This window comes from Flavobacterium omnivorum (assembly GCF_900099915.1).
Taxonomy (GTDB): domain Bacteria; phylum Bacteroidota; class Bacteroidia; order Flavobacteriales; family Flavobacteriaceae; genus Flavobacterium; species Flavobacterium omnivorum.
The window spans coordinates 362,126-387,098 of the sequence record NZ_FNDB01000002.1 but is presented as its reverse complement, the minus strand read 5'-3'; the positions used below and the strand labels follow the sequence as shown (position 1 = coordinate 387,098).

The following is a 24,973-nucleotide window of genomic DNA, read 5'->3' as shown; positions in this document are numbered from 1 at the left end:
GAAAAATTAAATAACCGTCCGAGAAAAAGATTTAATTTTGAAACACCAAATTATATGTTTAACCAAAAAGTTGCATTAGTAACTTGAATTCAGCTTAAAATAAGTTTCATAGTCTTAAAAAATATAGCTTTTTTACTTGTTTTGTTTGCTCAACTTTGTGGGCACGGATTGCAAATCCGCGATAGGAAAATACATTTTTAGCATAAGTATAGTTTGAAAATAGAGCGAAAAGTATGTTGTTTATTACAATCAAAAGTAAATAAGATTCCAGGAACAAGCGTCCCTTTATTGCTAATTTTAAACAGTTAATTTTTACAGTAGTATTGCTATTGGTGCCGAAAAAATTAAGGGCAATTTATAAACTGATTTTTAGTAGTTTTACCTTGATAAAGAAACGACAATGATACAAAAACTTAAATACAAGATTAAAAAAATATTTATCCATCAATTAAAAGATTTAGGAACATTTTTAGGTGCTGTTTATGCGTTGGTTATTGGCTCTGCCTTGATGGTTTTAGAGTACACTATAGATTTTGCAATCTATTTTAAAATTAATATATTCGACACCTACTCTCGTTTGATCACAGTCTCTAACGTTTTGATTTCGATTCTAATTGGAATTTCGCTCACTACCTTTTCAGTGATTTTTGTCGTCATGCAATTAGCATCGTCACAATTTTCACCTCGAATTTTGAGGCATTTCTTAATTACGGATTTTAAAATGCAAAAATTCATTGGGTTGTTTGTGGGAACCATATCATTGTGCATTTTGCCCCAATTGGCCTCAGTGTTTTTTTATCAAAGACCTTTTTTATTAACCCTTTTTGTGGGTTCTCTTTTTGCTTTTTATGGTTTGGCTTGGTCCTATCCTAAGATGATTACCTATTTAAGTGTCAATATGAATGTTTCTAGCATTACCAATCGAATTAAAATAGACATGATGGAGGAGATTGCTAATTTGTATCCCGAAAACTGGACTGTTGGAAAAAATTTACTGTATAAGCGTGCGATCATACATCCTGATAAATTTAAAATTCAAATCCTCAGCCCTTTTGAAACCGGCTATTTGGACAGTGTGAATTATAAAAAATTGGAAAAATTATCGGAATTTATCTTGAAGTCTGATGTTGGGTCACTTTTTGAGAATGCCTATCAGAAACCCGTTGTAGGAGAGTTTATCATGAAAGACACTACTACACTTTTGGCCTTAGTTTTTAGTGAGGAAATCAAACCTAGTGAAATCAATATTTTGAAACAGGAAGTGAGTATTATAGTAAAAGATACTTTTAAGGTGGGCCAATTTAGGAGTCATACGCAGGATATTAATTTTGGCGTTAGAAAACTAGTTGACATTGCAATAAAAGCCATTTCACCTGCAGTGAATGACCCTACTACTTGCTTGAATTGTATTGATCAAATTGGCGAAATTGCTAAAGAATTAGCCGTAAAAGAATTTCCTTCAGCAGATTCGAGAACATTAGGTTCAAAAAAAATTCAAATCAACGAATTTAATTTTGAGGAGTTTATAGACTTTTGTTATGATCAAATTTTTCAGTGGGGAAAACAAGATCCAATTGTGGTAAAGCGAATCATTCGATCCATAAGAATTATACTGCCCTTGGTAAACAATCCGTTTAATTTGAAGATTTTAATCCAGCAAGTAGAGGAAATGGATTTGCTTGAAATTTATAATTTGTCCAATTATAAAAATGGAAATCTTAAAATATCAAAAGAAAAACTAATTTCAATTGAGATGGAATTGGCTAATTTTAGACAAAAAGCGTTGCGGCAAATCAAAGTATTGGAGCTAAAAGGAATATTAGACCATTATGAGACGAATCATTACTCTACTAATTTGGTAATTATAGGTGCAGAAAAGGAAGCAATAAAATACCTTAGAAATTTTAAGCCGGTCAATTAACGCCTGCTTAATTGAAAACATAGACTTATCCTTTATAATGATTTGTAAATCAGAAAAATTGCGCTTTATGCAAGTCGCTGCACTGAACAATAAGTTGCAATTCCGAACGGTATCCTAAAAACAGTATTAAAACAGGAAGTTGCTGTATTTAGTGAAATTACCGTGTGATTTGTGGCGTACTTGTTTCCAGCTCCACTATTATTTCATTTTTTCGATTAAAAACTTCATAAGGCGCATTGTATCCTAAAAAATAAAAGCGGTTCGTGTGCTTTATATTTTCGGTTTTCAAGGCAGCAATTAATTTTTGCTTGAACTTAGCAATTTTTTCATCGTCAGCCCAACCGCTGAAGGGTATAGCAGCAACGGTTTTTGCAGGTTCCTGCCGAAATGTAATCTCGGATTGATTGGGTTTTGGCAATGTTTCTTTTTTAAATTTCTTTGGAACCATGAACATCATTGTCATGGAATCGTCTAAAGACATGCTTACTGGCGAGGTCATCGCTATTTTTTCATTTTTTTCGTTTCCACCAAAAATATAGCCCGCCAAAATTGAAAAACCTTTACTAGACGATTCCTTGTATTTGTTTCCCGTGAGTTGCACTGATGTAAACAAAGTTGCTGGGTAGGTACGTATTTCAAAAGTATTGTATTTTTTAGTGACCGTGTATGGATACGTTTCAATATTTTTTTGGCTGTTCATCGCAAAAAGCTGTATGCCAATAAAGAGTATTAAGAGGATGCCGAGAATGATGTAAAGTGTTTTCATTTTTTTGAATATAGCATCTAAGGTACGCTATAAAAAGGGGTATTTGTAAAAAAAAGGAGCTATAAATAATTAAAGGCACTGCCCTACATGAGTTCAGGGCATAAGGGACTATTGTTAAGCAGGTGATTAGAATATCGCATTCCTTTGTGAAGGTTTTTTCAAATAGTAGAAATCCACTGCAACTGGTCAACGAGTTGTAATACCTTTTTATTTTAGGCCAAATGGTTTGTTTGGCAATTCCTTTTGCCATTCATTTCCATATTTTCTAGTTAAATAATCTGAAATTATTTGATTGTTTTCAGTTGCTTTTTTAAACGACATGGGATCCATGGTGCAGTTCTCCTTTTGTAGACCAATACCGTACTTTCCTTTAAAATCGATGAATTCTTTAGGTATTTTGTTGTCTAGTCCGTGTGTGATGAAGTTTACTTTTCCCATAGCAATGCGCTGTGCTATTTGTTGATCTGTCAAATCTGTTTCTAAATTCATGGAAAAAGAGAACGTGTTGGTGTTAAAAGTCGATTCTGCTCTTGATACCAATCGAATGGTTATGGTGTTATTTTTATGGGTAATTACCGAAGGATAATACGTGTAGGCTGTAAAATCATTTGTTGCGAAACGGAACTGATATTTGCCTTTACCAGGCAAGGTTATTTTGAAACTTTTAGTGTCATTTATTACAATTCGCTCTTTAGTTTCAGTTATGAAAAATTCGCCAGAGTTTAATTCTTTACCTGTCAAATTTTCAAAAACTATTTCGGCTATTATTTCTTTTTCATTCGCTTTAGAAATTGTGAATGTCAAAGCTAAAATCAGAGTAAATATTATTTTTTTCATCGGTATTGGTTTTATATTTTTCAGATATTTAATTTCTATTTTTTTATAAAATTCATAAATGCTTAATCCCATTTTTAGATAGTAAAACAGTTTATTGGTTGCTTCAAAATGGTTTATAACTTACACTTGTTATCGCCTTTGCCAGATTTCATTATTAAAATAAATATACCTCGCGATACGGCTTCTGAGTAAGCAAAGCCATTAACACACGATTTTTAAAAATATTCAACAATAAAAAAATAAAATAATGCCCAAATTATTATAAAAAATAGTCCAAGGTATACGTTATTTAAATTTTTATTTAAGTCTTTTTTGATTAGTAGTCGGTATAAAATCCAACCTATAAAAGCGATTACTAAACCTAGTGCCATTACTATTCTTGACATAGTTTATTTGTTTTTAGGATGATTAATTATTGCATATCTGTATTAAAATTGATATTTGTTTACTCTTGAAAATATTCACGAGCGGGACACTCGCGCTAGCTATTGTTCGTAAAACCTCTTATAGTTCTCTAAAAAAAGCAAATCTGCGCAATCGCGGTTTATATTTTATCTACTAACTCTTTTGGTAGTAATTTTTCAAGAAGGACTTTCTGTTTTTTTTCAATAACCAAAAATTTCCAATCTGTTTCACCATCTTTTGAGATTGTATATACTTGCTTTTCCACCAAAATTTCGAAAAAGTCTGTCTCCTTATTATATTTTACATTTTCAGATCCGAAATTTTGTTCAAAAGATAATTGTGTCAAACCTATTCTCATTTTTTTTTCGTCTTCAGTTTCTTCACCTTCGTTTAGAATTTTCATATTCATTTGGTTTGAATAACTTAGTAACGAATAAAATTTTTCTTCAATTTTTTGCGCGTCATCTATTGAAAGAATTTTTGGATTTTTTAATTCAAACTCCATTGAAGGATTGTTGAATGTTTGTTCCATAAGTTTTATCATTTGAGATTTTGGAATAATTTCAAAAAATTCTGGAATTACATAATTCATTGACTTTGCAAAATTCTTATTAACTATCGAATTTAGATATTCAGTAAATTCAATTTCGATAGTTTTTTTATAATCTTGAGCATTTCCAGTGCTACTGATGATTAAAAATAAGAATGAAAAGACAATTTGTTTAATTTTCATAGTTTTTTTTAAATGTTGCGGGTCAAAAATCACGGTTAACATGTATATAATACTGACTTGGTCATACTTTACTTTTTAAACAAATATATAAATAATTATTTACAAAATAGTACTTATTTACTCCTACTGCTAAACGAAGTTATAACCGTAAAATGCTGTAAATAGCCCCGATAGCAGCGGAAATCCTTTGCTGTGGCGGGAGCCAAAAGCAAAGATTATAGCGCATAGCGGGACAAAACGCCTCTTGAAAACCTATCATTCTGCTCCATAAAAAAAGCCCACTAGTTTTCACTAGCAGGCTTTGGATGTTATTGTAGGACGGTTAAACGAATAACCAATTAAACGACCAACTATTTAATCAATTCAAAACTTCTTTTCACGAAAGCCGTTAATGCTTCTCCTTTTAATAGGTTTTGTGATAACTTCGCTAAGTCAAGCGCTTGTTTTACCAAACTTTCCTGAGCGTCTTTGTCTTTGTTATTCAAGATGCTTGTTGCCAATTCAGAGTTCGTATTTACCACTAAATTGTACATTTCCGGCATATTTCCCATTCCGAACATTCCACCGCCACCTGACTGACTCATTTCTTTCATTCTACGCATAAATTCCGGTTGCGTTATGATAAATGGTGACGCATTACTATCTAAAGCTTCCAGTTGAACGGAATATGTTTGCTTAGGAACAATAGCTTCTAGAACGGTTTTCAAGTTGGTTTGTTCTTCTTCGGATAATTTAGAAATTGTCGTTTCCTCTTTCTTAATTAAATTATCAATATGGTCTGAATCCACACGTACAAAAGTCATGTTGCTGTTGTCGCCTTCAATTTTTTGAATCAAGTGTGAGATAATAGGAGAGTCTAGCAATAAAACTTCGTATCCTTTGTCTTTTGCGATTTCGATATACGAGTGTTGCGCTTCTTTGTTTCCGGCGTATAAAACCACTAATTTTCCGTCTTTGTCCGTTTGATTAGCAGAAAGATTTTCTTTTAATTCTTCTAAAGTAAAATATTTACCATCAACAGTTGGGTATAAAACAAAAGCGCCTGCTTTTTCGTAGAATTTGTCTTCAGATAACATTCCGTACTCTAAAACGATTTTGATATCGTTCCATTTTTGTTCAAAATCTTCACGGTTCTCTGTGAATAATGATTTTAATTTATCGGCAACTTTACGGGTGATGTAATTCGAGATTTTCTTTACCGCAGCATCAGCTTGCAATCCAGAACGCGAAACGTTCAATGGAATATCCGGAGAATCCACCACACCTTTTAGCATCATCAAGAATTCAGGAACAATTCCTTCTACATTATCCGTTACGTACACTTGATTTTGGTACAGCTGAATTTTGTCTTTCTGAATTTGTAAATCAGATCCTAATTTTGGGAAATACAAAATACCAGTTAAGTTGAACGGATAATCTACATTTAAATGTATGTGGAATAACGGTTCTTCAAACTGCATTGGGTACAATTCATGGTAGAATGTTTTGTAATCCTCCGCTGATAATTCTGTTGGTTGTTTGGTCCAAGCCGGATTTGGGTTGTTGATGATATTGTCTACTTCAACTTCTGTAAACGTTTTGTCTACATCTTCGGCAGCAACTTCTTCACCCTTTTTTTGTTCAATTTTCTCTGTTTTTGTTCCAAATTTAATTGGAATAGGCATGAACTTATTGTACTTGTTCAATAGCCCGGTGATTTTAGAATCTTCTAAAAATTCGAGAGAATCTTCAGCGATATGCAAGATAATTTCAGTTCCACGTGTAGTTTTGTCAGCTGGTTCTAATGTAAATTCCGGGCTTCCATCACAAGTCCAGTGTGCAGCTGGTTCATCTTTAAACGATTTAGTGATGATTTCCACTTTTTCGGCAACCATAAAAGCAGAATAAAATCCAAGACCAAAATGTCCAATAATTCCGGAATCTTTAGCAGAATCTTTGTACTTGTCCAAAAACTCCTCAGCTCCAGAAAACGCCACTTGGTTGATGTATTTTTCTACTTCATCAGCAGTCATTCCCAAACCTTGGTCAATGATGTGTAGTTTTTTGCCTTCCTTATCGATTTTTACCTCGATAATTGGGTTTCCGTATTCTACTTTGGCTTCGCCAATGCTGGTTAAATGCTTTAATTTAAGTGTCGCATCTGTTCCGTTCGAAATTAATTCACGCAAGAAAATTTCGTGGTCGCTGTATAAGAATTTCTTGATTAAGGGAAAGATGTTTTCTACCGAAACATTAATTTTACCTGTTGTCATATTTTGAATTTTTTAGTTTATTTTGATGGTTATAATTCTTTCAAATGTAATACCAATTATAATGGAAGTGACAAATTGTCGCAAGCGTTAATTATGATATAAAATAATTTAATTCTGAAACAAACGTGATTTATAGCTTCGTATATTTGTGTAAGTATTAATTCATTAAATTTAAGAAGATGAAAAAAGTTATTTTATTATGCACATTAGCCGTTCTGATGTTTGCATGTAAGTCAACATCAGCAACAAGCACAAACACCGATAGAAAAACTCAGGTTGCCATGAAAGGAAATTGGGTAATAAGTTCTGTAACGTATCCAGGTTCACAATATGTAAAAGTGAATACTTTTCAAATTGCGGATTCAGAATGTTTCGTAGGAAGTAATTGGAAATTTGTTTCGAATAATAATAAAGGAACTATGGCTTTGACAAAAGCAAATTGTATGGCATTCAGCTCACCAATTACATGGTTTGTCAATAATGATGGGCAGTTTGTCCTTAAAGTTCTTAATGCTGGAGAAAAAGCTAGAAAAGTTAGAGAAGGATATGTTTTATATGTAGCCAATCAAACAGAATCTTCTTTTCAATTGATTGATAAAATTGATGTAGCAGGAAAAATGACTGATGTAGTGTATCAGTTTCAAAAAGTTAATTAATTAAAAGAAAATAGATATGAAAAAGATTTCGATAGTTGCAATAGCAACAATAATGGTTTTGGGTTCAATGTTTACCAGTTGTGAGGCTATAAAAAACACTAACAAAACGCAAAGAGGAGCCGGAATAGGCGCCGTTGCAGGAGCTGTATTAGGAGGTGTTCTAGGAAACAACCTTGGTAAAGGCGGTAATGGTGCAATGGGAGCAGTCCTAGGTGGCGTTGTAGGTGGCGTTGCCGGAGGAGTTATTGGTAACAAAATGGATAAACAAGCAAGAGAAATTGATGCTGTTCTTCCAGGAGCTGAAGTAGTGCGTATTGGAGAAGGAATTAAATTAGTTTTGAATGAAAATGCAGTGCGTTTTGATACGAACAAATCTTCTTTGACTGCTGGTGCAAAAGCAAATTTAGATAAATTAGTTCCCGTTTTCGCGGAATATCCAGATACTGATATTACAATTTATGGTTACACAGATAGTACTGGTCCAGCAGATTATAACTTAAAACTTTCAGGAGAAAGAGCAGCCTCAGTTAGAAATTATTTAGCTAGCAAAGGGGTTTCTTCTAGAAGATTTCAAGTTACTGGTTTAGGAATTGCTGATCCAATTGCTTCAAATGAAACGGTGGATGGTAGAAGCCAAAACCGTCGTGTTGAATTTGCTATTACTGCAAATGAAAAAATGATTAAAGATGCAGAAGCTGAAGTGAAAAACTAAGCAAAAAACGCTTTAAAAACAAGGGCTGTTTCGTTAAGAAGCAGCCCTTTTTTGTACATAAATTTGAATTAAACATCGTAAATTTGCAGCTTTAAATAAAGAGGATGCTAGAGATAAAAGACATATCGTTTACTTACAGCGACAAGCCAGTCATTGAAAATATTAGTTTCACCATTGCCAAAGGGGAAAATACCGCTATTATTGGTGAAAGTGGCTGCGGTAAAAGCACGTTGCTAAAACTGATTTATGGGTTGTATAATTTAGACAGCGGTGCAATAACCTATAATGAAAAACCCATTTTGGGTCCCAAATACAATCTGGTACCGGGAGAAGATTACATTAAATATTTAGCGCAGGATTTCGATTTGATGCCGTACATAACCGTTGAAGAAAATGTGGGGAAGTTCTTGTCGAATATGTATCCGGAACAAAAGAAAGCCCGTATTCAAGAATTGTTGGAAATGGTCGAAATGACCGCTTTCGCCAAAGTAAAAGCGAAATTCCTAAGTGGCGGACAGCAACAACGAGTCGCCTTGGCAAGAGTTTTGGCTTTGGAACCCGAAATTATTTTGCTCGATGAACCTTTTAGCCAAATTGATTCTTTTAGAAAGAATTCCTTGCGTCGCAATTTATTTAAATACTTGAAAGACAAAGGCATTACTTGTATTATTGCCACGCATGACAGCACCGATGCGTTGTCTTTTTCTGATGAAACCATTGTGATTCAAAACGGGAAAATAGTGGCAAAAGGAGATTCTAAATCCTTGTATGAAAACCCGGCTAATAAATACATTGCGTCTCTTTTTGGAGAAGTAAACGAATTGAAATTATCGCAGTTAATAGACTTGGAGGACGATGAAGATGTAGCGCTTTTATTGTATCCGCATCAATTGAAAGTAGTAGATAATGCCATTATGAAAGCAGTCGTAAAGCAGTGTTATTTCAAAGGAAGTCATTATTTAGTCAAAGCCGCTTTTGAAAGAAGAGCGATTTTCTTCGACCATCATTCTGAATTAGAACTCAATCAGGAAGTGTTCTTGATGTTATCTTAAAAATAGAAAACCCCGAAATCAATATGATTTCGGGGTTTTGCCTTTATGTCAAGTTGGAATTAATTCTTTAAATATTTTTCTAAGAATTGATCTTGTTCCCAAAGCAAGTGCAAAATATTCTCTTTGGTTACATATCCGTGTGCTTCTTTTGGAAGGATTACCATTCTTGCCGGAGCTCCTAAACCTTTCAAAGCTTGAAAATAACGTTCGGTTTGCAACGTGAACGTTCCCGGATTATTATCAGCTTCACCATGTACTAAAAGCATTGGCGTTTTCATTTTGTCCGCATTCATGAATGGTGACATTATATTGTATACTTCAGGAGTTTCCCAGTAATTGCGCTGTTCACTTTGGAAACCAAACGGAGTCAACGTTCTATTATAAGCTCCACTTCTAGCAATTCCACAAGCAAAAAGATTGGAGTGTGTTAATAAATTTGCTGTCATAAAAGCACCATACGAGTGACCTCCAACTGCTACTTTTTTTCTGTTGATGTATCCCAAAGCATCTACGGCATTAATTGCAGCCTCTGCATTGTCCACTAATTGCGTAATGAAATTATCATTTGGTTCTGTTGTTCCTTCGCCAATAATTGGGAAAGCAGCGTCATCAAGAACGACATAGCCTTTGGTTACCCAATATACGAACGATCCATAACTTGGAAACGTGAATTCATTTTGGTTTTGTGTGCTTTGTCCTGCTGAATTTTTGTCTTTGTATTCTGCTGGATAAGCCCAAATCAACAATGGCATTTTCTCTTTTTTTACTTTGTCATAACCAACAGGTAGATATAACGTTCCTGATAATTCAACGCCATCTTTACGTTTGTATTTAATCACTTCTTTACTCACATTTTTGATGCTTTCAAAAGGATTTTTGAAGGTTGTAATTGGAGTTAGTTTGTATTTTTGAAAAATGTTTCTCAAGTAATAATTCGGATATTCATTTTTAGATTGAATTTGGACTAAAACCGTTCCTTTTTTGAAGTCTTCAATTTCCAAAATATCCTCTTTTTTATCGGTGTAATTTGAAGTGTACAAACGTTTTGCTTGTGCTGTTTTCAAATTAAATTCACTGATAAAAGGGAATTGACCGTTTTTAGTAAATCCGTCCCCAATAAGATACGCATTGTCATTTTCGATAGCCAAAACATACCTGTTGTATTCGTTTTTTCTGGTTTCAAAATTTCCAGGATCAGAATACACATCCTGAGAATTTCTGTCGAAAATCACTTTTGGAGCCTGACTTGGATTCGATGGATTGATAATATACGTTTTGGTATTACGCGTATCATACCATTCGTCTGAAACAATGGCAACGTTATCATTACCCCAAATCATTCTGTCGTAGCGTTGTGCAGTTTTTACCAATGAAGTTGCTGCGGCATTAAATGGTGCGTTCCAAAGAAAAACTTCATCTCTGAATTCCACTTTGTTTGCAGGGTCACCACCGTCTAAAGCTGCGGCATACACTAATGTTGCTGGTTTGTCCGATCTCCAGCTCATGTTTCTTTTTCCTTTTCGAACAGCCATAAAACCTTTAGGGATAATTTCGGTTAGCGGCACTTCGTTTACTACTTTGACTTCGTTTCCAGCTTTGTCGTAAATTACTGATTTGGATGGAAAACGACTTAATGGAACGATATAGGAAAATGGTTTCTGGATGGTAGTCAGCATTAAAAAATTTCCATCAGGAGAGAAGCTTTCTCCAGCATACATATCAGCTTTTTTGAACAAAGTAGCTGTTCCGTTGAGGTTTACTTTGTACAATTCAGAAGTCATGATGTTCTCAAAATTGATTTCATCATTCTTGTTTTTCAACATGTCCGGATAGGTTCTGTTTTGCGATTTTACACCATCGGCGTTCGAAATTATCGGACCAGTTGGCAAATCTTTTTTGGCATCCAAAAGCGCTGCTCTATTTTTTGGTAACATTTTTACCAAAATAGTTTCGTTGTCATTCATCCAACTGAACGGACTTCCAATATTAGCATTTACCGTGGCTTCTGTTAATTTAGTGGCTTTCGCCGAAGCAACATCAATAACCCAAAGTTCAACACCAGAAGCTGTCGTATGTGAAAATGAGATTTTTTTATCATTCGGTGACCAAGCGATAGTACTGATGCGGGGATTTATTGGTAATCCTATTACTTGTACTTCATTCTTGTCTTTTATTTTACGTAATTTCAGGTTGTTTACATAAGTCACAGAACTGGAAATATTTGTAATTGGATTAATTCGTAATCCACCCAAACGCAGTTCCTCCTGATTTAAATCGTCTAATGATTTATAAGTGTTTCGATAGGTCAAAAGCATGTATTCTTTTTTGGTATCCATGGATACCGAAGGGGCTCTTTCGTAATCCGCTAATTCTAAAATGGATTGGGAGGGTTTCTGGTAATTTAGGTTTTCTTGTGCAAAGGTGGTTAAGCTTAGCCCAAGAAAGAAAAATAATGGAATTTTTAATTTCATAATTTGAATGATTTTAAATTAGAGTTTGTAGTATGTATTATGAGTCTAAAATAATCCAATGTTGTTACATTTGAAAATAATTATCACTTTTTAACTTTTGCATTGATTCTTGTTTGATTAGTACTAATTTTATTTCACATCTATTTAGTCTAATGGAAGCAATAAAATGTGGATGAATGTATAAAACTTGTAAATTGCTAAAAAAGTGGTAATTTGGTCCTCTTATTTTGAGGAAGTTTTAAATTTGCAGTCGGATTTTAATAAAATAACAATACTATGTATCATTCAAAAATAGCAGGATTGGGTTATTATGTACCCGAAAACGTGGTCACTAATGACGATTTATCAAAAATTATTGATACCAATGACGAATGGATTCAGGAGCGAACAGGAATTCAAGAGCGAAGACACATAATAAAAGGAGAAGATACCACGACTTCTATGGGCGTGAAAGCGGCCAAAATAGCAATTGAGCGTTCTGGTGTTGCAAAGGAAGATATTGATTTTGTGGTTTTTGCCACGTTAAGTCCAGATTTTTATTTCCCTGGCCCAGGAGTTTTAGTACAACGTGATTTGGGACTAAGAACCGTTGGCGCATTAGATGTAAGAAATCAATGTTCTGGATTTATTTATGCTTTATCCGTTGCAGACCAGTACATTAAGACTGGAATGTACAAAAACATCTTAGTGATTGGGTCTGAGGTTCATTCCACTGGATTGGATATGACCTCACGCGGTCGTGGCGTTTCGGTAATTTTTGGCGATGGAGCAGGAGCAGCTGTTTTGAGTAGAGAAGAAGATTTGACTAAAGGAATTCTATCTACACATTTACATTCTGAAGGACAACATGCAGAGGAATTAATTGTAAAAGCTCCAGGAATGGGAGGCCGTTGGATTACGGATATTTTGGCTGACAACGATCCAGATGATGAAAGTTATTTTCCATATATGAACGGGCAGTTTGTATTTAAAAATGCAGTAGTTCGTTTCAGTGAAGTAATTAATGAAGGATTGCAAGCGAATAATCTAGAGGTTTCGGATATTGATATGTTGATTCCGCACCAGGCAAATTTGAGAATTTCTCAATTTATCCAGAAGAAATTCAACTTGACAGACGATCAGGTGTATAATAATATTCAGAAATATGGAAATACGACCGCAGCTTCTATTCCAATTGCTTTAACTGAAGCTTGGGAACAAGGCAAAATAAAATCAGGAGATACGGTTGTATTAGCCGCATTTGGAAGTGGTTTTACTTGGGGAAGTGCTATTATTAAATGGTAAAAATAGTTTAAGGAATCGGATGCCGATTCCAATTGTTACTCGATAAAAGTCTAAGCCTGCGCAAATTATTGCGCAGGTTTTTTTATTTAAAGTGGAACCTATATATTTATAGTTCAAAAATGATGCATACAATACTAATTCAACCAAAATGACAAACCGTAGAAATTTTATAAGAACAGCTGCAATTGCCTCTGCGGCGGTGGCGCTAAACGCATTCAAAGGGAAACCAGAGGAAGAAAATGATTTTTCATCTAAAAAAGGAACTAAGCCCATTGTACTTTCTACATGGAATTTTGGAATACAAGCGAATGCCGCTGCTTGGGAAATATTAAAAAACAACGGAAGAGCCTTAGATGCCGTTGAAGCCGGAGTAAAAGTTCCTGAGGGAGATCCAAGCGAACGTAGTGTAGGCTATGGCGGAAGACCGGATCGAGATGGGCGCGTTACAGTTGATGCGTGTATTATGGATGAAAATGCAAATATAGGCTCAGTAGGATGTTTGGAGTTTATAAAACATCCTATTGCTGTGGCTCGCGCAGTAATGGAAAAAACACCGCATGTCATGTTGGTTGGCGATGGCGCTTTACAGTTTGCCTTATCTCAAGGTTTTATAAAAGAAAATTTGTTATTGGAAGAATCTGAAAAAGAATGGAAAGAATGGTTGAAAACCAGTCAGTACAAACCGATTGCCAATATTGAAAATCACGATACTATTGGGATGATTGCTTTGGATGCTGATGGAAATCTTTCCGGTGCGTGTTCGACAAGTGGTATGGCTTTCAAAATGCACGGGCGTTTGGGCGATTCGCCTATAATTGGCGCCGGTTTGTATGTTGATAATGAAATTGGTGCCGCCACAGCAACCGGTCATGGGGAAGAAGTGATTCGGATTTCCGGTTGTCACTTAGTTGTCGAACTGATGCGACAAGGCAAATCACCACAAAAAGCCTGTGAGGAAGCAGTGGCCCGAATCGTGAATTTGACCCGGAAAAGAAATAAAAATTTAAAAGACATCCAAGTTGGTTTTATTGCATTGAATAAAAAAGGGGAATACGGCTCGTATTGTATTCAAGGAGGATTTAATTACGCGATTCATGATACAACGGGAAACCGATTAATTGATGCTGAATATTTTTTGCACTAAATGAAAAAATCGAAGTTAGAAATAGCGTGCTTTAATTTGGAGTCTGCTATCGTGGCACAAGCCAATGGTGCTGACCGAATTGAATTTTGTGCCAATAGAAATGCAGGTGGCATTACACCTGATCTTGAAATTTTTAAAATGGTGCGCCATAAAGTAACCATTGACCTGTATGTTATGATTCGGCCTCGAAGTGGTGATTTTGTTTACTCTGATTTTGAATTGGAACAAATGAAAGCTTCAATAGTTATGTTCAAAGAAGCGAAAGCAGACGGATTTGTATTTGGTGTTTTAAAAGCCAATGGTTCGGTCCATCAACAACAGAATTGTGATTTAGTAGCTTTGGCAAAACCATTGCCTTGTACTTTTCATCGTGCTTTTGATGAGGTTGAAAATACTGCTGAAGCATTAGAGTCAATTCTAAAATGTGGATTTAAAACTATTTTGACATCAGGACAGGCAGAACATAGTGTGGACAGAATAGAAGTTTTAGCAACGTTGATTAAAAAAGCAGGTAATCGCATTGCAATTATGCCTGGCGGCGGTTTGCGCTCTAATAATTTAGAGCTTTTGAAAGTGAAAACGGGTAATAGGTTTTATCACTCCTCGGCGATTGTCGATTCGGGAGAAATTGCAGATGGCGAAGAAATCCAAGCTATTAAAGCAAATTTAGATTGCAAATAAGTAGCACTTTTCATCAAAAAACCCGAAGTTGGCATACTCCGGGTTTTTCTTTTTGTAACTAACTATTAAAACTAATTTTTATTAAAAACTTTTGAATTGAGGACTTTTTTCGCATCTATGATTGAAACCTAAAAAAATAATACGCTTCATCTATTAAATTAACTTCTTACTTGCGCCGTATTTCTATGGCAAAATCAAATTTCCCTTAAAATATCTGTAGCGATATTTCTTTCTCTATAAAGAGGAGATTGGATTACATTTAAATCACCCAATTGGTTTGATTTAAAAGTAATTACGTAACGCAATCCAAACTATTTTAATTAACGATAAATGGTATTTATTTAAATCTACTAAGTAGACTGCTAAAGCCTTATTTTGTTACAGCTATTTTAATTATATTTTTTTTATTTAACAAAAAAAAGCTTTCGATTAGGAAAGCCTTCTTGTTTTTTGTCATCCGATTTATCGTTTCAGAGAAAAATGTGATTTGTATTCTTTAGCAATGTTGTCTTCAGTATAGGTAATGGTAAACCAATAGTCATCTGCTGGAAGTGGATATCCGTTAAAGGTTCCGTCCCATCCCGAACCGTTAGGAAACAATTGTTTTAATAGTTTTCCATAGCGATCAAAGACATATAATTTTAAATTTTCACTATTTGGAATTCCTGTTATGTTCCAAGTATCGTTAAAACCATCACCATTGGGAGTGAAGAATTTGGGACTGCTTATAAGTTTGATGGTAACAGGAATAGTAAACGTCCCACAATTAGCATCGCTTACTGTAATTTCGTGGAGTCCAGGGACGACATTACTAAACACGTTACTTATTTGAAATGAACCTCCATCTATTGAATAAAGAAAATTGCTTCCATCACCTATAAACGGTACGGCGTTTACAGTTATAGTTTGATTATCCGTAAACCATCCGCTGGTGGTATAGGTTACCGAAGCTGGTTTTGAAGACTCTATAATTGTAAAAGGTACAATGTCAGAGGTACATCCAAATATTGCTAAATTGGTGACTGTAAGCGTATAATTTCCGGGCTCGTTTGTTGAGAAATTCTCGGCTGTACTTACTAAAGTTCCGTCCTCACTTTTCCATTCAAAGGCATATTGTGGTGCTATAAACCCACTTTTAATAAAAGCATTTGTTGTGATTCCGGTATCAATATCAATACAAATGGTAGGAACTGTAAGGTCTGGTTTTGGTTTCTGAGTAATAGTAATAACCATTGGTTTTTCAGTAGGACAAATCACAGTTGCTGATGTTCCTGATTCGGCATAAGCATAAATAGTAGTTGAAACAGTGATAAAATCGCCTGGAAATCTTTCAGCGTTGTTACTGCCAGGACCGCCTGGATTTGTGAAATATCTTGTTATAGGTGCTGTATATGCTGGCAGTTCATAAGATTCACATCTAGTTACTGGTGCTATTGCTGTTATGGTTGGAGTATTGTAGATGGTAACAATAAATGAATCTTCATCAATACAGGTAACTCTATTGTTATTTTTTACATAAACGTATAATGTTGTCGTTGCAGTTATGGGAGAATAAGGAGGTAGTAATTGTACTCCAGTTCCTGCTGGACCATTTGGCGCGGTATAATAACTCCCCATTCCTACGATAGTTGGTAAGTTGTAACTATTACACGCATATTGATCGTCTATGTCATTTACAAATGTAACTATTACGTCTATGCTGTATTCAGAAACACAGGTGTTAGGGGCTACGGCTGCGGCATAAACATAGATTGTTTTTGAAGTTGTCAAAACGGTTCCGGGTGGTAGAACAGGATTGGTAGGAGAAGGTCCACCAGCAAATTCGTAATATTCCCCGTTTCTTAAATCATCTAAAATATAACTTTGACCACATCGAATAACTTCCACCGGTTTTGCATCAATTGCAGGAGATTTAGTAATGGTAATCACGAATTCTTTTTCAACATAACAAGGCCCAGTGGGGGCTTTGTCATAGAAATACATTAGTTGTGTTGTGGTTACCGGATATCCCACCGGACGGAGTTGTCCCGTTCCTAAGGGACCTGTGAAATAATTTCCTGAATGGGCAACAGCAGGTAAATAATAGACGTCACATTGTGGGGCAGTATCGAGTATTTCTGGTAAAGGAGCAATATTTACCGTCACAGTAAAATCTAAATTATCGGTACAGGTTTGTCCCGTAACATAAAACCAAAGTGTTGTAGTTGCGTTGATGAATGTTTCAGCAGGAATAGAATTTCCTCCTCCTGCTGCCGCAGTTCGATATTCTCCTACGGTCAATGCAGGGAGTTTATATGCAGAACAAGAATTAACATCTGTTGGAGGGGTAATACTCGCTAAACCAATAAAAACATTAAAGGTCTTTTCGTCAGAACAATTTACTGGAGAAGTACTGGTCTCTTTGTAGACATAAATCTGGGTAGTAGTACTTATCACTGTTCCTGCCGGCAAAAGAGAACCGCTCTTATTACTTCCCGTATAATAAGCACCACCATTCAGATCAAATGGTAATGTATAGGAAGTGCATCCAAATTGATTGGCATAATTAGGCAAGGCAGTAAATGGTATAATAGTTATATCAAATGGGTTTTCTTTTGTACATGATGGTGTAACAGTTGTATCTTCAAACCATACATATATTCTGTTCACTCCTGGAGTATTCACAGTAAATCCAGCTGTAAGTTGTGTATTTCCAGGTGTATTAGGTCCTCCGCTTTGACTGAAATATTTTGCATAAGGTAAAGCCGGAAGTTTGTATTGAGTACAATAGGTTTCTGATACTGGTGTGATTGAGTCCAAATCTGCAATGGTAACATTAAAGGAATCTTGGTTGGTACATACTCCAGATTGATTAAAGACATAAAGATTCAATGTGGTAGTAGTTATTACGTTTCCGGGAAAAAGTTGTGTTCCGGTTGCGTTACTTCCGGTCCAGTATTGCGCTCCGGCTTTTGTTAATGGTGGGAGCGTATAAGAGTCACATACAAATACATCTGTTAATATATCTACTTCTGGCAAAGGGTTGACAATCAAATTAAAATTGATGACAACATAGCAATTAGGATTTGAAATATTTTGTAACCGTACCCATAACGTTGTACTTGACGATAATAATTGGTTGCTCGAATTTAGAGTTATGATATTAGTATTGCTATTTGCTGCCGTTTCTGAGGAGTGAAAAGTAAGTATGTTATAAGAGGTGTCTTGAGAACCAATAATGGATGCAATTTGTGATGTTAAGTTGAAATTAGCTTTCAGAGGATTTTCAGATAAATTTCTGGAACACAATGTATTGTCAGCAGGCAAATTGGCAATTACTGGCGACGCAACAATCAGCAATTGAAAAGACCTAATTTCATAGCACAACGTGCTAGGATTTTGAATTCTGACAAAAATTTGTTTGCCACTTTCAGCGGTTGAAATGGTTTGAAGAATTGATATTGCACCCGTATTTCCCATAGCATCTGCATTCGTTAAATGATAGGAGATAATAGTGTCTGCGGGTAAATCGTCTAAAGCACCAGCTGCACTTGTAGATTGATTGACTCCAGCTCGAATGATGGTACTATTTTTATTTAAATCAAAATCATAGGTCGAAGCGCCAGTTTCGCAGGCGTAAATATCTGGAACGGTTGCTTTTACTGCAATTTTAGGGTAAATTTCGATGATGATTTCATCTGTAACAGCAATACAGCCCGGTTCTGTATAGGTGACGCTATAGGTGTGAATCCCGGAGCCTACTAGTGGTATGATGTTGTTTAGGTTCAAAGTTTCTCCCGTTTGTGCTGGCGAAAATGCTATTCCGTTTTTCTTCCATATAAATGTAGTCCCAGCACTTAAACCTGCGGCAGATAATATTGGCAATGTAGTCCCTGGGCAAATTGCGGCATTATTTGCTATAGTGTAATCTAGACCCAATACGTCCTGTCCGATATTAAAACTATTGGCCTCCAAAAAAATAGCAGAATCGTATCCGGTATTATTTCCTCCATCAGCAATTACTAATTTAATACGGTATATATGAGTGATATCTAAACCAGTTGCCGAAGCTAGCATTGAAACTGTTTGTCCGTTGAAATTTATGGCAGGACCAAATCCATTTCCGTTAAAAGCGCCAAAATAGCTCGGATTAGCAGACAGACAATCTGAATTATAAGCTCCATCTCTAATAGTTTCAACAGAAACCGGGATGGCAGTACCGGGAATTACAGCCAAATTTACATTTGTGCCGCCAGCAGTTACGTCTTTTAAGAGAAAAGCAAAAGCATCGGAAAAATTACATTGGGAAGTTCCGTATTCCTCGGAAGCAAAAAGAAAAGAAAAATCGAAATTGGGTGTTTTGGGTTGGAAATCGAATTCAATGTAACTCGCATTTGTCGAATTAATAGTTATTCCGGACTGAGAAAGTAAATTGGCCTCCAAATCAGAATCTCCTGACCATGCGGCTGCACCATCACTGAGAATAGTAGTATTTGGTCCAGGAATTTTAGTCACATCTCCCGTGCTTAAGACAACGCCAGTGGAAAATGGAAAGGCACTATTGGTGTTTTCAAAATAGCCAATTCCGTTTGAAGATCCAAATGTTGTTCCTGTTCTTGAACTTACATTCACACCCTCAACACATGGCGAATTTACCAATACCTGATTTACCAATTCGTCAACCGTATATTTTGTAGTGCTTATGGTAACTGACTGGGAGTAACCAGTATATGTAACTATCAACAATATAAAAATAAGTGTTTTTTTCATTTTTTAGGTTGTTAATTCACTTATCAAAAATAGTAAAAATTGAAATACGATTTTTAAAAAATGCTAAATTAGTGTTAACTCAGTCTTAAAGATAGTTGTAGAACGGTTATTTTCCTTCATTAGTGTTTTTAAGATGTAATTGAAAAACTTTTATAAGCATATTAAGGAATTAGAATTATCTTTGCATTTTTAAATTTACACCATGACATTACAACAGATTCTTACGCCCTCTATTGAAAAAGCTGTAAAAGCTTTATTTGACGTTACTATTGATAAAGTTGAATTTCAAACTACACGCAAGGAATTTGAAGGCGATATCACGATGGTTATTTTTCCATTATTGAAAGTGGTGAAAAGTAATCCAGTTGAATTGGGAAATAAAATAGGGAACTATTTAGTTGAAAATGTAGCTGAGGTAAGTCGGTTTAATGTGGTTTCCGGATTTTTGAATATTGTTATTTCAGATGAATATTATTTGGATTTCTTTGGAGAAATAAAAGATGATGTTAAATTTGGTTTCGTTGCTCCTAGTCAAGATGACACTGGGGTTATGGTAGAGTATTCGTCGCCAAATACCAACAAACCCTTGCACTTAGGTCACGTACGTAATAATCTTTTAGGGTATTCGGTCGCTGAAATTATCAAGGCTTCCGGCAAAAAAGTATATAAAACTCAAATCATTAATGATAGAGGAATCCATATTTGCAAATCGATGCTGGCTTGGCAAAAATTTGGAAACGGACAAACTCCGGAGTCAACCGGTGTAAAAGGAGATAAACTAGTTGGAAACTATTACGTTGCTTTTGATAAAGCGTACAAAGAAGAAATAGCGCAATTTATGAACGCCGGCAAAACAGAGGAAGAAGGCAAAAAACAAGCGCCAATCATTTTGGAAGCGCAGGAAATGTTGTTAAAATGGGAAGCAGGAGATGAACAAGTAATCACACTTTGGAAAACCATGAATCAATGGGTTTATGATGGTTTTGCTAAAACCTATAAAAATCTTGGTGTTGATTTTGATGCGTTTTATTATGAAAGCAATACTTATTTGTTAGGAAAAGATGTCGTTCAAATTGGTTTAGACAGAGGTGTTTTTGAAAAAGATCCTGACGGTTCCGTTTGGATTGATTTAACAGACGAAGGTTTAGATCGAAAAATTGTATTGCGATCCGACGGTACTGCAGTATACATGACACAAGATATTGGGACCGCCATACAACGTGTGAAAGATTATCCAGATGTTGGTGGAATGGTCTACACCGTTGGTAACGAGCAGGATTATCACTTTAAAGTACTGTTTCTGATCTTGAAAAAATTAGGTTTTGATTGGTCTAAAAATTTATATCACTTGTCCTATGGAATGGTAGATTTACCTTCGGGGAAAATGAAAAGCCGCGAAGGAACAGTTGTTGACGCCGATGATTTGATGCAAGAAATGACGGATACAGCTCAAAAAATTGCTGAAGACTTAGGGAAACTAGAGGCCTATTCTGCTGAAGAAAAGGAAAAGTTATACCGTACAATTGGTTTAGGTGCTTTGAAATATTACATTTTAAAAGTGGATCCCAAAAAGCGAATTCTTTTTAATCCAGAGGAATCCGTTGATTTTGCTGGAAATACTGGACCGTTTATTCAATATACGTATGCCAGAATACAATCGATTATTCGTAAAGCTAATTTTGATTTTTCAAATATGTCAAAAATAGAAACACTTCATGAAAAAGAAAAAGAATTAGTTAAGCAATTAGAGCTGTTTCCTGAAGTAATTCAAAGTGCAGCACAACATCACAGTCCTGCTTTGCTTGCAAATTTTACTTACGATTTAGTTCGCGAATACAATTCATTTTATCAAGCGGTTCCTATTTTAGGAGAAGAGGATCTAGAAAAGAAAATTTTCAGAGTTCAACTCTCTAAAAAAGTAGCCGATACGATTGCATCTTCTTTTAGACTACTAGGAATTAGTGTTCCAGAAAGAATGTAATAATGGCGTATTTTTTGCGTTAATAATTAATTAACAATAATACAATAATTTAAAAATGCCACTATGAAAAAAATTCCAATTTTAGCTTTACTTGTACTTGTCATAAGTTCTTGTACAAATGATTCCGCTTCAGAAGGGAGTGTTACTTTGAAAGCCTCTGCTGTGTCCACAACAGGTAAGACTTCTTTAACTGCGCGTACGGCTGCCTCTACAGTAGTTTTGACTGATTTTAAGATTAATATTGGGAATATCGAATTTGAAACCGACTTAGAAGATGCGATGTACAGTATGAATCCCATATATGATGACGTAAAACTTGAAGGGCCTTTTTTACTGGACTTGCTTGATCCAAATTCAACGTTAAGTCCTTTTATTACTTCAGTAAATGTTCCGAATGCGCAATATGAGGAAATCGAATTTAATTTCGAAAAGTCAACTTTAGTTGGTGAAATGAATGGCAAGACTTATTTGATAAAAGGAACCATAAATGGGAAACCATTTATGATCTGGAGCGATGAGGATGCCGAACTTGAATTGGATTTTGAAGACCAAAACAAAGATTTTACAATAAATAGTAATGATATTTCTTTAAACATTAAAATACAGTTAGATGCTTTAATGAATAAACTAACAACTTTGGCAAACCAAGGCCTATTGTTAGATACCGATGGAGACGGAGTTATCGAAATTAGTACTGGTACTGATGATAATCACAACGATATTGGGGACTTTATAAAAAATTTACTAGAACAGGAAACAGATTTAGATGATAGAGATTAATCGTCAATTTGATTGATTTTATAATAAAAGAGGCTATCTTAAGAAGACAGCCTCTTTTTATTTATAATACTATTTAAACTTCAAAATCAAATGCCTAAATTTGCATTTCAAAATAAACCAATACTATGTTCGATAATTTAAGCGATAAACTAGATAAAGCCTTTCATATACTTAAAGGTCACGGAAAAATTACTGAGGTAAATGTAGCAGAAACGCTGAAAGAAGTACGTCGTGCTTTGCTTGACGCCGATGTTAATTTTAAAATTGCGAAAGATTTTACTACCAAAGTGAAAGAAAAAGCAATTGGGCAGGATGTATTGACAACACTTCAGCCGGGACAATTGTTAGTGAAGTTAGTCAAAGACGAGCTTACTGAATTAATGGGAGGCGAAGTTGCTGGAATCAATCTTTCTGGAAACCCAACGGTTATTTTGATGGCAGGTTTGCAAGGTTCGGGTAAAACTACTTTCTCTGGAAAATTAGCAAATTATCTTCTTACGAAAAAGAATAAAAAACCATTATTGGTAGCTTGTGATATCTATCGACCTGCAGCAATTCAACAATTGTATGTAGTTGGGGATTCGATAGGGGTTGAGGTATATTCTGAACCAGAAAATAAAAATCCTGTTGAGATTGCTCAAAATGCGATCAAACATGCGAAAGCAAATGGGTTTAATGTTGTAATTGTCGATACAGCCGGTCGTTTAGCAGTTGATGCGGAAATGATGGATGAAATTGAACGCGTTCACAAAGCCATACAGCCTCAAGAAACATTATTTGTTGTGGATGCAATGACAGGTCAAGATGCTGTAAATACAGCAAAAACCTTTAACGAAAGATTAAATTTTGACGGGGTTATCTTAACTAAGTTAGATGGAGATACACGCGGTGGAGCTGCGATTTCGATTAAATCGGTTGTTAATAAACCAATTAAATTTGTAGGTACAGGCGAAAAGATGGACGCAATTGATGTGTTCTATCCCATTCGTATGGCTGAAAGAATTTTGGGAATGGGAGACGTTGTGTCTTTGGTAGAAAGAGCGCAAGAACAATTTGACGAAGAAGAAGCTAGAAAAATCCAAAAGAAAATTGCCAAGAACGAATTCGGTTTTGATGATTTTCTTTCACAAATTCAGCAAGTAAAGAAAATGGGTAATATGAAAGACTTGGTCGGAATGATACCAGGTGCTTCAAAAGCCATGAAAGATGTGGAAATTGAAGACGATGCTTTTAAACATATTGAAGCCATTATTCACTCGATGACGCCAATTGAAAGAAGCAAGCCGGCTTTAATTGATGTCAAAAGAAAAGCCAGAATAGCTAAAGGTTCGGGGACCAAAATCGAGCAGGTCAACCAATTGATGAAGCAGTTTGACCAAATGAGCAAGATGATGAAAATGATGCAAGGACCAGGGGGGAAAAACCTAATGAAAATGATGGGCGGAATGAAAGGCGGAATGCCAGGAATGAGATAAAATGAGTCAAAAGTAGAAAGTCTTAAAGTCGTAATGATTTTGAGACTTTTGCTTTAATATATTAAACCAAATAACAATGCAACTACTAGACGGAAAAAAAACAGCGGAAGATATTAAAAGTGAAATTGCTGTAGAAGTACAAAAAATGAAAGACAATGGGGAGAAAGTACCTCATTTAGCAGCTCTGATTGTTGGAAATGATGGAGCAAGTTTAACCTATGTAGGAAGCAAAGTAAAGGCTTGTGAAAGAGTAGGTTTTGAATCTACTTTAGTAAAAATGCCAAGTACTACTACTGAAGTTGAATTGCTAAAGAAAATTAAGGAATTGAATGAGAATGATGCCATTGATGGATTTATCGTTCAATTGCCGCTTCCGGAACAAATTGATGAGCAAAAAGTATTGATGGCGGTTGATCCAAGCAAAGATGTCGATGGATTTCATCCTGAGAATTTTGGAAAAATGGCGTTGGACATGACTACTTTTATTCCAGCGACACCTTTTGGAATTTTAGAATTGTTAGAAAGATACGGTGTAGAAACTAAAGGGAAGCATACCGTTGTGATTGGTCGTAGCCATATTGTGGGAAGACCCATGAGTATTTTGATGGGTAGAAAGGGTTTTCCTGGAAATTCAACAGTTACTTTGACGCACAGTTACACAAAAAACATTGAGGAAATTACCATTCAAGCGGATATCATTATTACGGCTTTGGGTGTTCCAAATTACCTGAAAGCAAATATGGTAAAAGAGGGTGTTGTGGTTATCGACGTAGGTATTACTCGTGTTCCAGATGAAACGAACCCAAAAGGATATGTTATAACTGGTGATGTTGATTTTGAGAATGTAAGTAAAAAATCATCGTTTATTACTCCGGTTCCGGGTGGAGTAGGACCTATGACCATCGCGATGTTGCTGAAAAATACGCTTTTGGCAAGAGAAATGAAAAGAAATAAATAAAGACAAAATAGTTTTGATTGAAAGCCTTAGATGTATGTTTAAGGCTTTTTTTGTCTTAATAAACGTTTAAATTTTGGATGGTTGATACAAAAACGGAATTTAAATAATACTTTTGC

Annotated in this window: 17 protein-coding genes; 11 read left to right on the top strand and 6 right to left on the bottom strand. The window is 35.3% G+C overall.

Going from position 1 to position 24,973, the window contains the following annotated elements:
- Positions 1–400: 400 nt before the first annotated feature.
- Positions 401–1,921 carry a DUF2254 family protein gene (locus BLS90_RS03755; RefSeq protein ID WP_091255376.1) on the top strand — a complete coding sequence of 507 codons (1,521 nt, stop codon included), beginning with the start codon at positions 401–403 and terminating at the stop codon, positions 1,919–1,921.
- A gap of 157 nt (positions 1,922–2,078) precedes the next feature.
- Here BLS90_RS03755 and BLS90_RS03750 read toward each other — a convergent pair whose 3' ends face one another.
- From BLS90_RS03750 to htpG, 4 genes are all read right to left on the bottom strand, one after another.
- On the bottom strand, positions 2,079–2,687 hold the full coding sequence (locus BLS90_RS03750; protein WP_091255373.1) for an SOUL family heme-binding protein: 609 nt from the start codon (positions 2,685–2,687) through the stop codon (positions 2,079–2,081).
- A 207-nt stretch (positions 2,688–2,894) separates the two neighbouring features.
- The gene (locus BLS90_RS03745; RefSeq protein WP_091255433.1) at positions 2,895–3,524 is read right to left on the bottom strand and encodes an FEKKY domain-containing protein; all 630 of its coding nucleotides are present in this window, start codon (positions 3,522–3,524) and stop codon (positions 2,895–2,897) included.
- A gap of 544 nt (positions 3,525–4,068) precedes the next feature.
- Positions 4,069–4,662: a hypothetical protein gene (locus BLS90_RS03740; protein WP_139171385.1), complete on the bottom strand. Its 594-nt coding sequence runs from the start codon at positions 4,660–4,662 to the stop codon at positions 4,069–4,071.
- Positions 4,663–5,012: 350 nt separating this feature from the next.
- Positions 5,013–6,914, bottom strand: a complete 1,902-nt coding sequence (htpG, locus tag BLS90_RS03735; RefSeq protein WP_091255369.1) for a molecular chaperone HtpG — start codon at positions 6,912–6,914, stop codon at positions 5,013–5,015.
- Between the two features lie 179 nt (positions 6,915–7,093).
- Here htpG and BLS90_RS03730 point away from each other — a divergent pair, with 179 nt between their 5' ends.
- The 3 genes from BLS90_RS03730 (at position 7,094) to BLS90_RS03720 (ending at position 9,334) form a co-directional block, all read left to right on the top strand.
- Complete coding sequence (locus tag BLS90_RS03730; RefSeq protein ID WP_091255367.1) at positions 7,094–7,570, top strand: lipocalin family protein; 477 nt, start codon at positions 7,094–7,096, stop codon at positions 7,568–7,570.
- Positions 7,571–7,586: 16 nt separating this feature from the next.
- Positions 7,587–8,282, top strand: coding sequence for an OmpA family protein (locus BLS90_RS03725; RefSeq protein ID WP_091255365.1), 696 nt, complete (start codon positions 7,587–7,589; stop codon positions 8,280–8,282).
- A 104-nt stretch (positions 8,283–8,386) separates the two neighbouring features.
- Complete coding sequence (locus BLS90_RS03720) at positions 8,387–9,334, top strand: ABC transporter ATP-binding protein (protein WP_091255362.1); 948 nt, start codon at positions 8,387–8,389, stop codon at positions 9,332–9,334.
- Positions 9,335–9,393: 59 nt separating this feature from the next.
- Here the strand turns inward: BLS90_RS03720 and BLS90_RS03715 are convergent, their stop codons facing one another.
- Positions 9,394–11,805: an alpha/beta hydrolase family protein gene (locus tag BLS90_RS03715; protein ID WP_091255360.1), complete on the bottom strand. Its 2,412-nt coding sequence runs from the start codon at positions 11,803–11,805 to the stop codon at positions 9,394–9,396.
- Between the two features lie 276 nt (positions 11,806–12,081).
- Here BLS90_RS03715 and BLS90_RS03710 point away from each other — a divergent pair, with 276 nt between their 5' ends.
- The 3 genes from BLS90_RS03710 (at position 12,082) to BLS90_RS03700 (ending at position 14,914) form a co-directional block, all read left to right on the top strand.
- Positions 12,082–13,089: a 3-oxoacyl-ACP synthase III family protein gene (locus tag BLS90_RS03710; protein ID WP_091255358.1), complete on the top strand. Its 1,008-nt coding sequence runs from the start codon at positions 12,082–12,084 to the stop codon at positions 13,087–13,089.
- Positions 13,090–13,237: 148 nt separating this feature from the next.
- Entirely contained in the window at positions 13,238–14,233 is a 996-nt protein-coding gene (locus BLS90_RS03705; protein ID WP_091255356.1) for an isoaspartyl peptidase/L-asparaginase family protein, read from the top strand.
- The gene (locus BLS90_RS03700) at positions 14,234–14,914 is read left to right on the top strand and encodes a copper homeostasis protein CutC (RefSeq protein ID WP_091255354.1); all 681 of its coding nucleotides are present in this window, start codon (positions 14,234–14,236) and stop codon (positions 14,912–14,914) included.
- A gap of 462 nt (positions 14,915–15,376) precedes the next feature.
- Here the strand turns inward: BLS90_RS03700 and BLS90_RS03695 are convergent, their stop codons facing one another.
- The gene (locus tag BLS90_RS03695; RefSeq protein WP_091255352.1) at positions 15,377–19,663 is read right to left on the bottom strand and encodes a T9SS type B sorting domain-containing protein; all 4,287 of its coding nucleotides are present in this window, start codon (positions 19,661–19,663) and stop codon (positions 15,377–15,379) included.
- 202 nt (positions 19,664–19,865) lie between these two features.
- Between BLS90_RS03695 and argS the strand changes: the two genes are divergently transcribed.
- The 4 genes from argS (at position 19,866) to BLS90_RS03675 (ending at position 24,857) form a co-directional block, all read left to right on the top strand.
- A complete protein-coding gene (argS, locus tag BLS90_RS03690) occupies positions 19,866–21,644 on the top strand; it encodes an arginine--tRNA ligase (protein WP_091255350.1) in 1,779 nt (592 codons plus the stop codon).
- A 63-nt stretch (positions 21,645–21,707) separates the two neighbouring features.
- Positions 21,708–22,424 carry a hypothetical protein gene (locus tag BLS90_RS03685; RefSeq protein WP_245705038.1) on the top strand — a complete coding sequence of 239 codons (717 nt, stop codon included), beginning with the start codon at positions 21,708–21,710 and terminating at the stop codon, positions 22,422–22,424.
- Between the two features lie 125 nt (positions 22,425–22,549).
- The gene (ffh, locus tag BLS90_RS03680) at positions 22,550–23,899 is read left to right on the top strand and encodes a signal recognition particle protein (protein ID WP_091255348.1); all 1,350 of its coding nucleotides are present in this window, start codon (positions 22,550–22,552) and stop codon (positions 23,897–23,899) included.
- A gap of 76 nt (positions 23,900–23,975) precedes the next feature.
- Positions 23,976–24,857, top strand: coding sequence for a bifunctional 5,10-methylenetetrahydrofolate dehydrogenase/5,10-methenyltetrahydrofolate cyclohydrolase (locus tag BLS90_RS03675; protein WP_091255346.1), 882 nt, complete (start codon positions 23,976–23,978; stop codon positions 24,855–24,857).
- Positions 24,858–24,973: the final 116 nt, after the last annotated feature.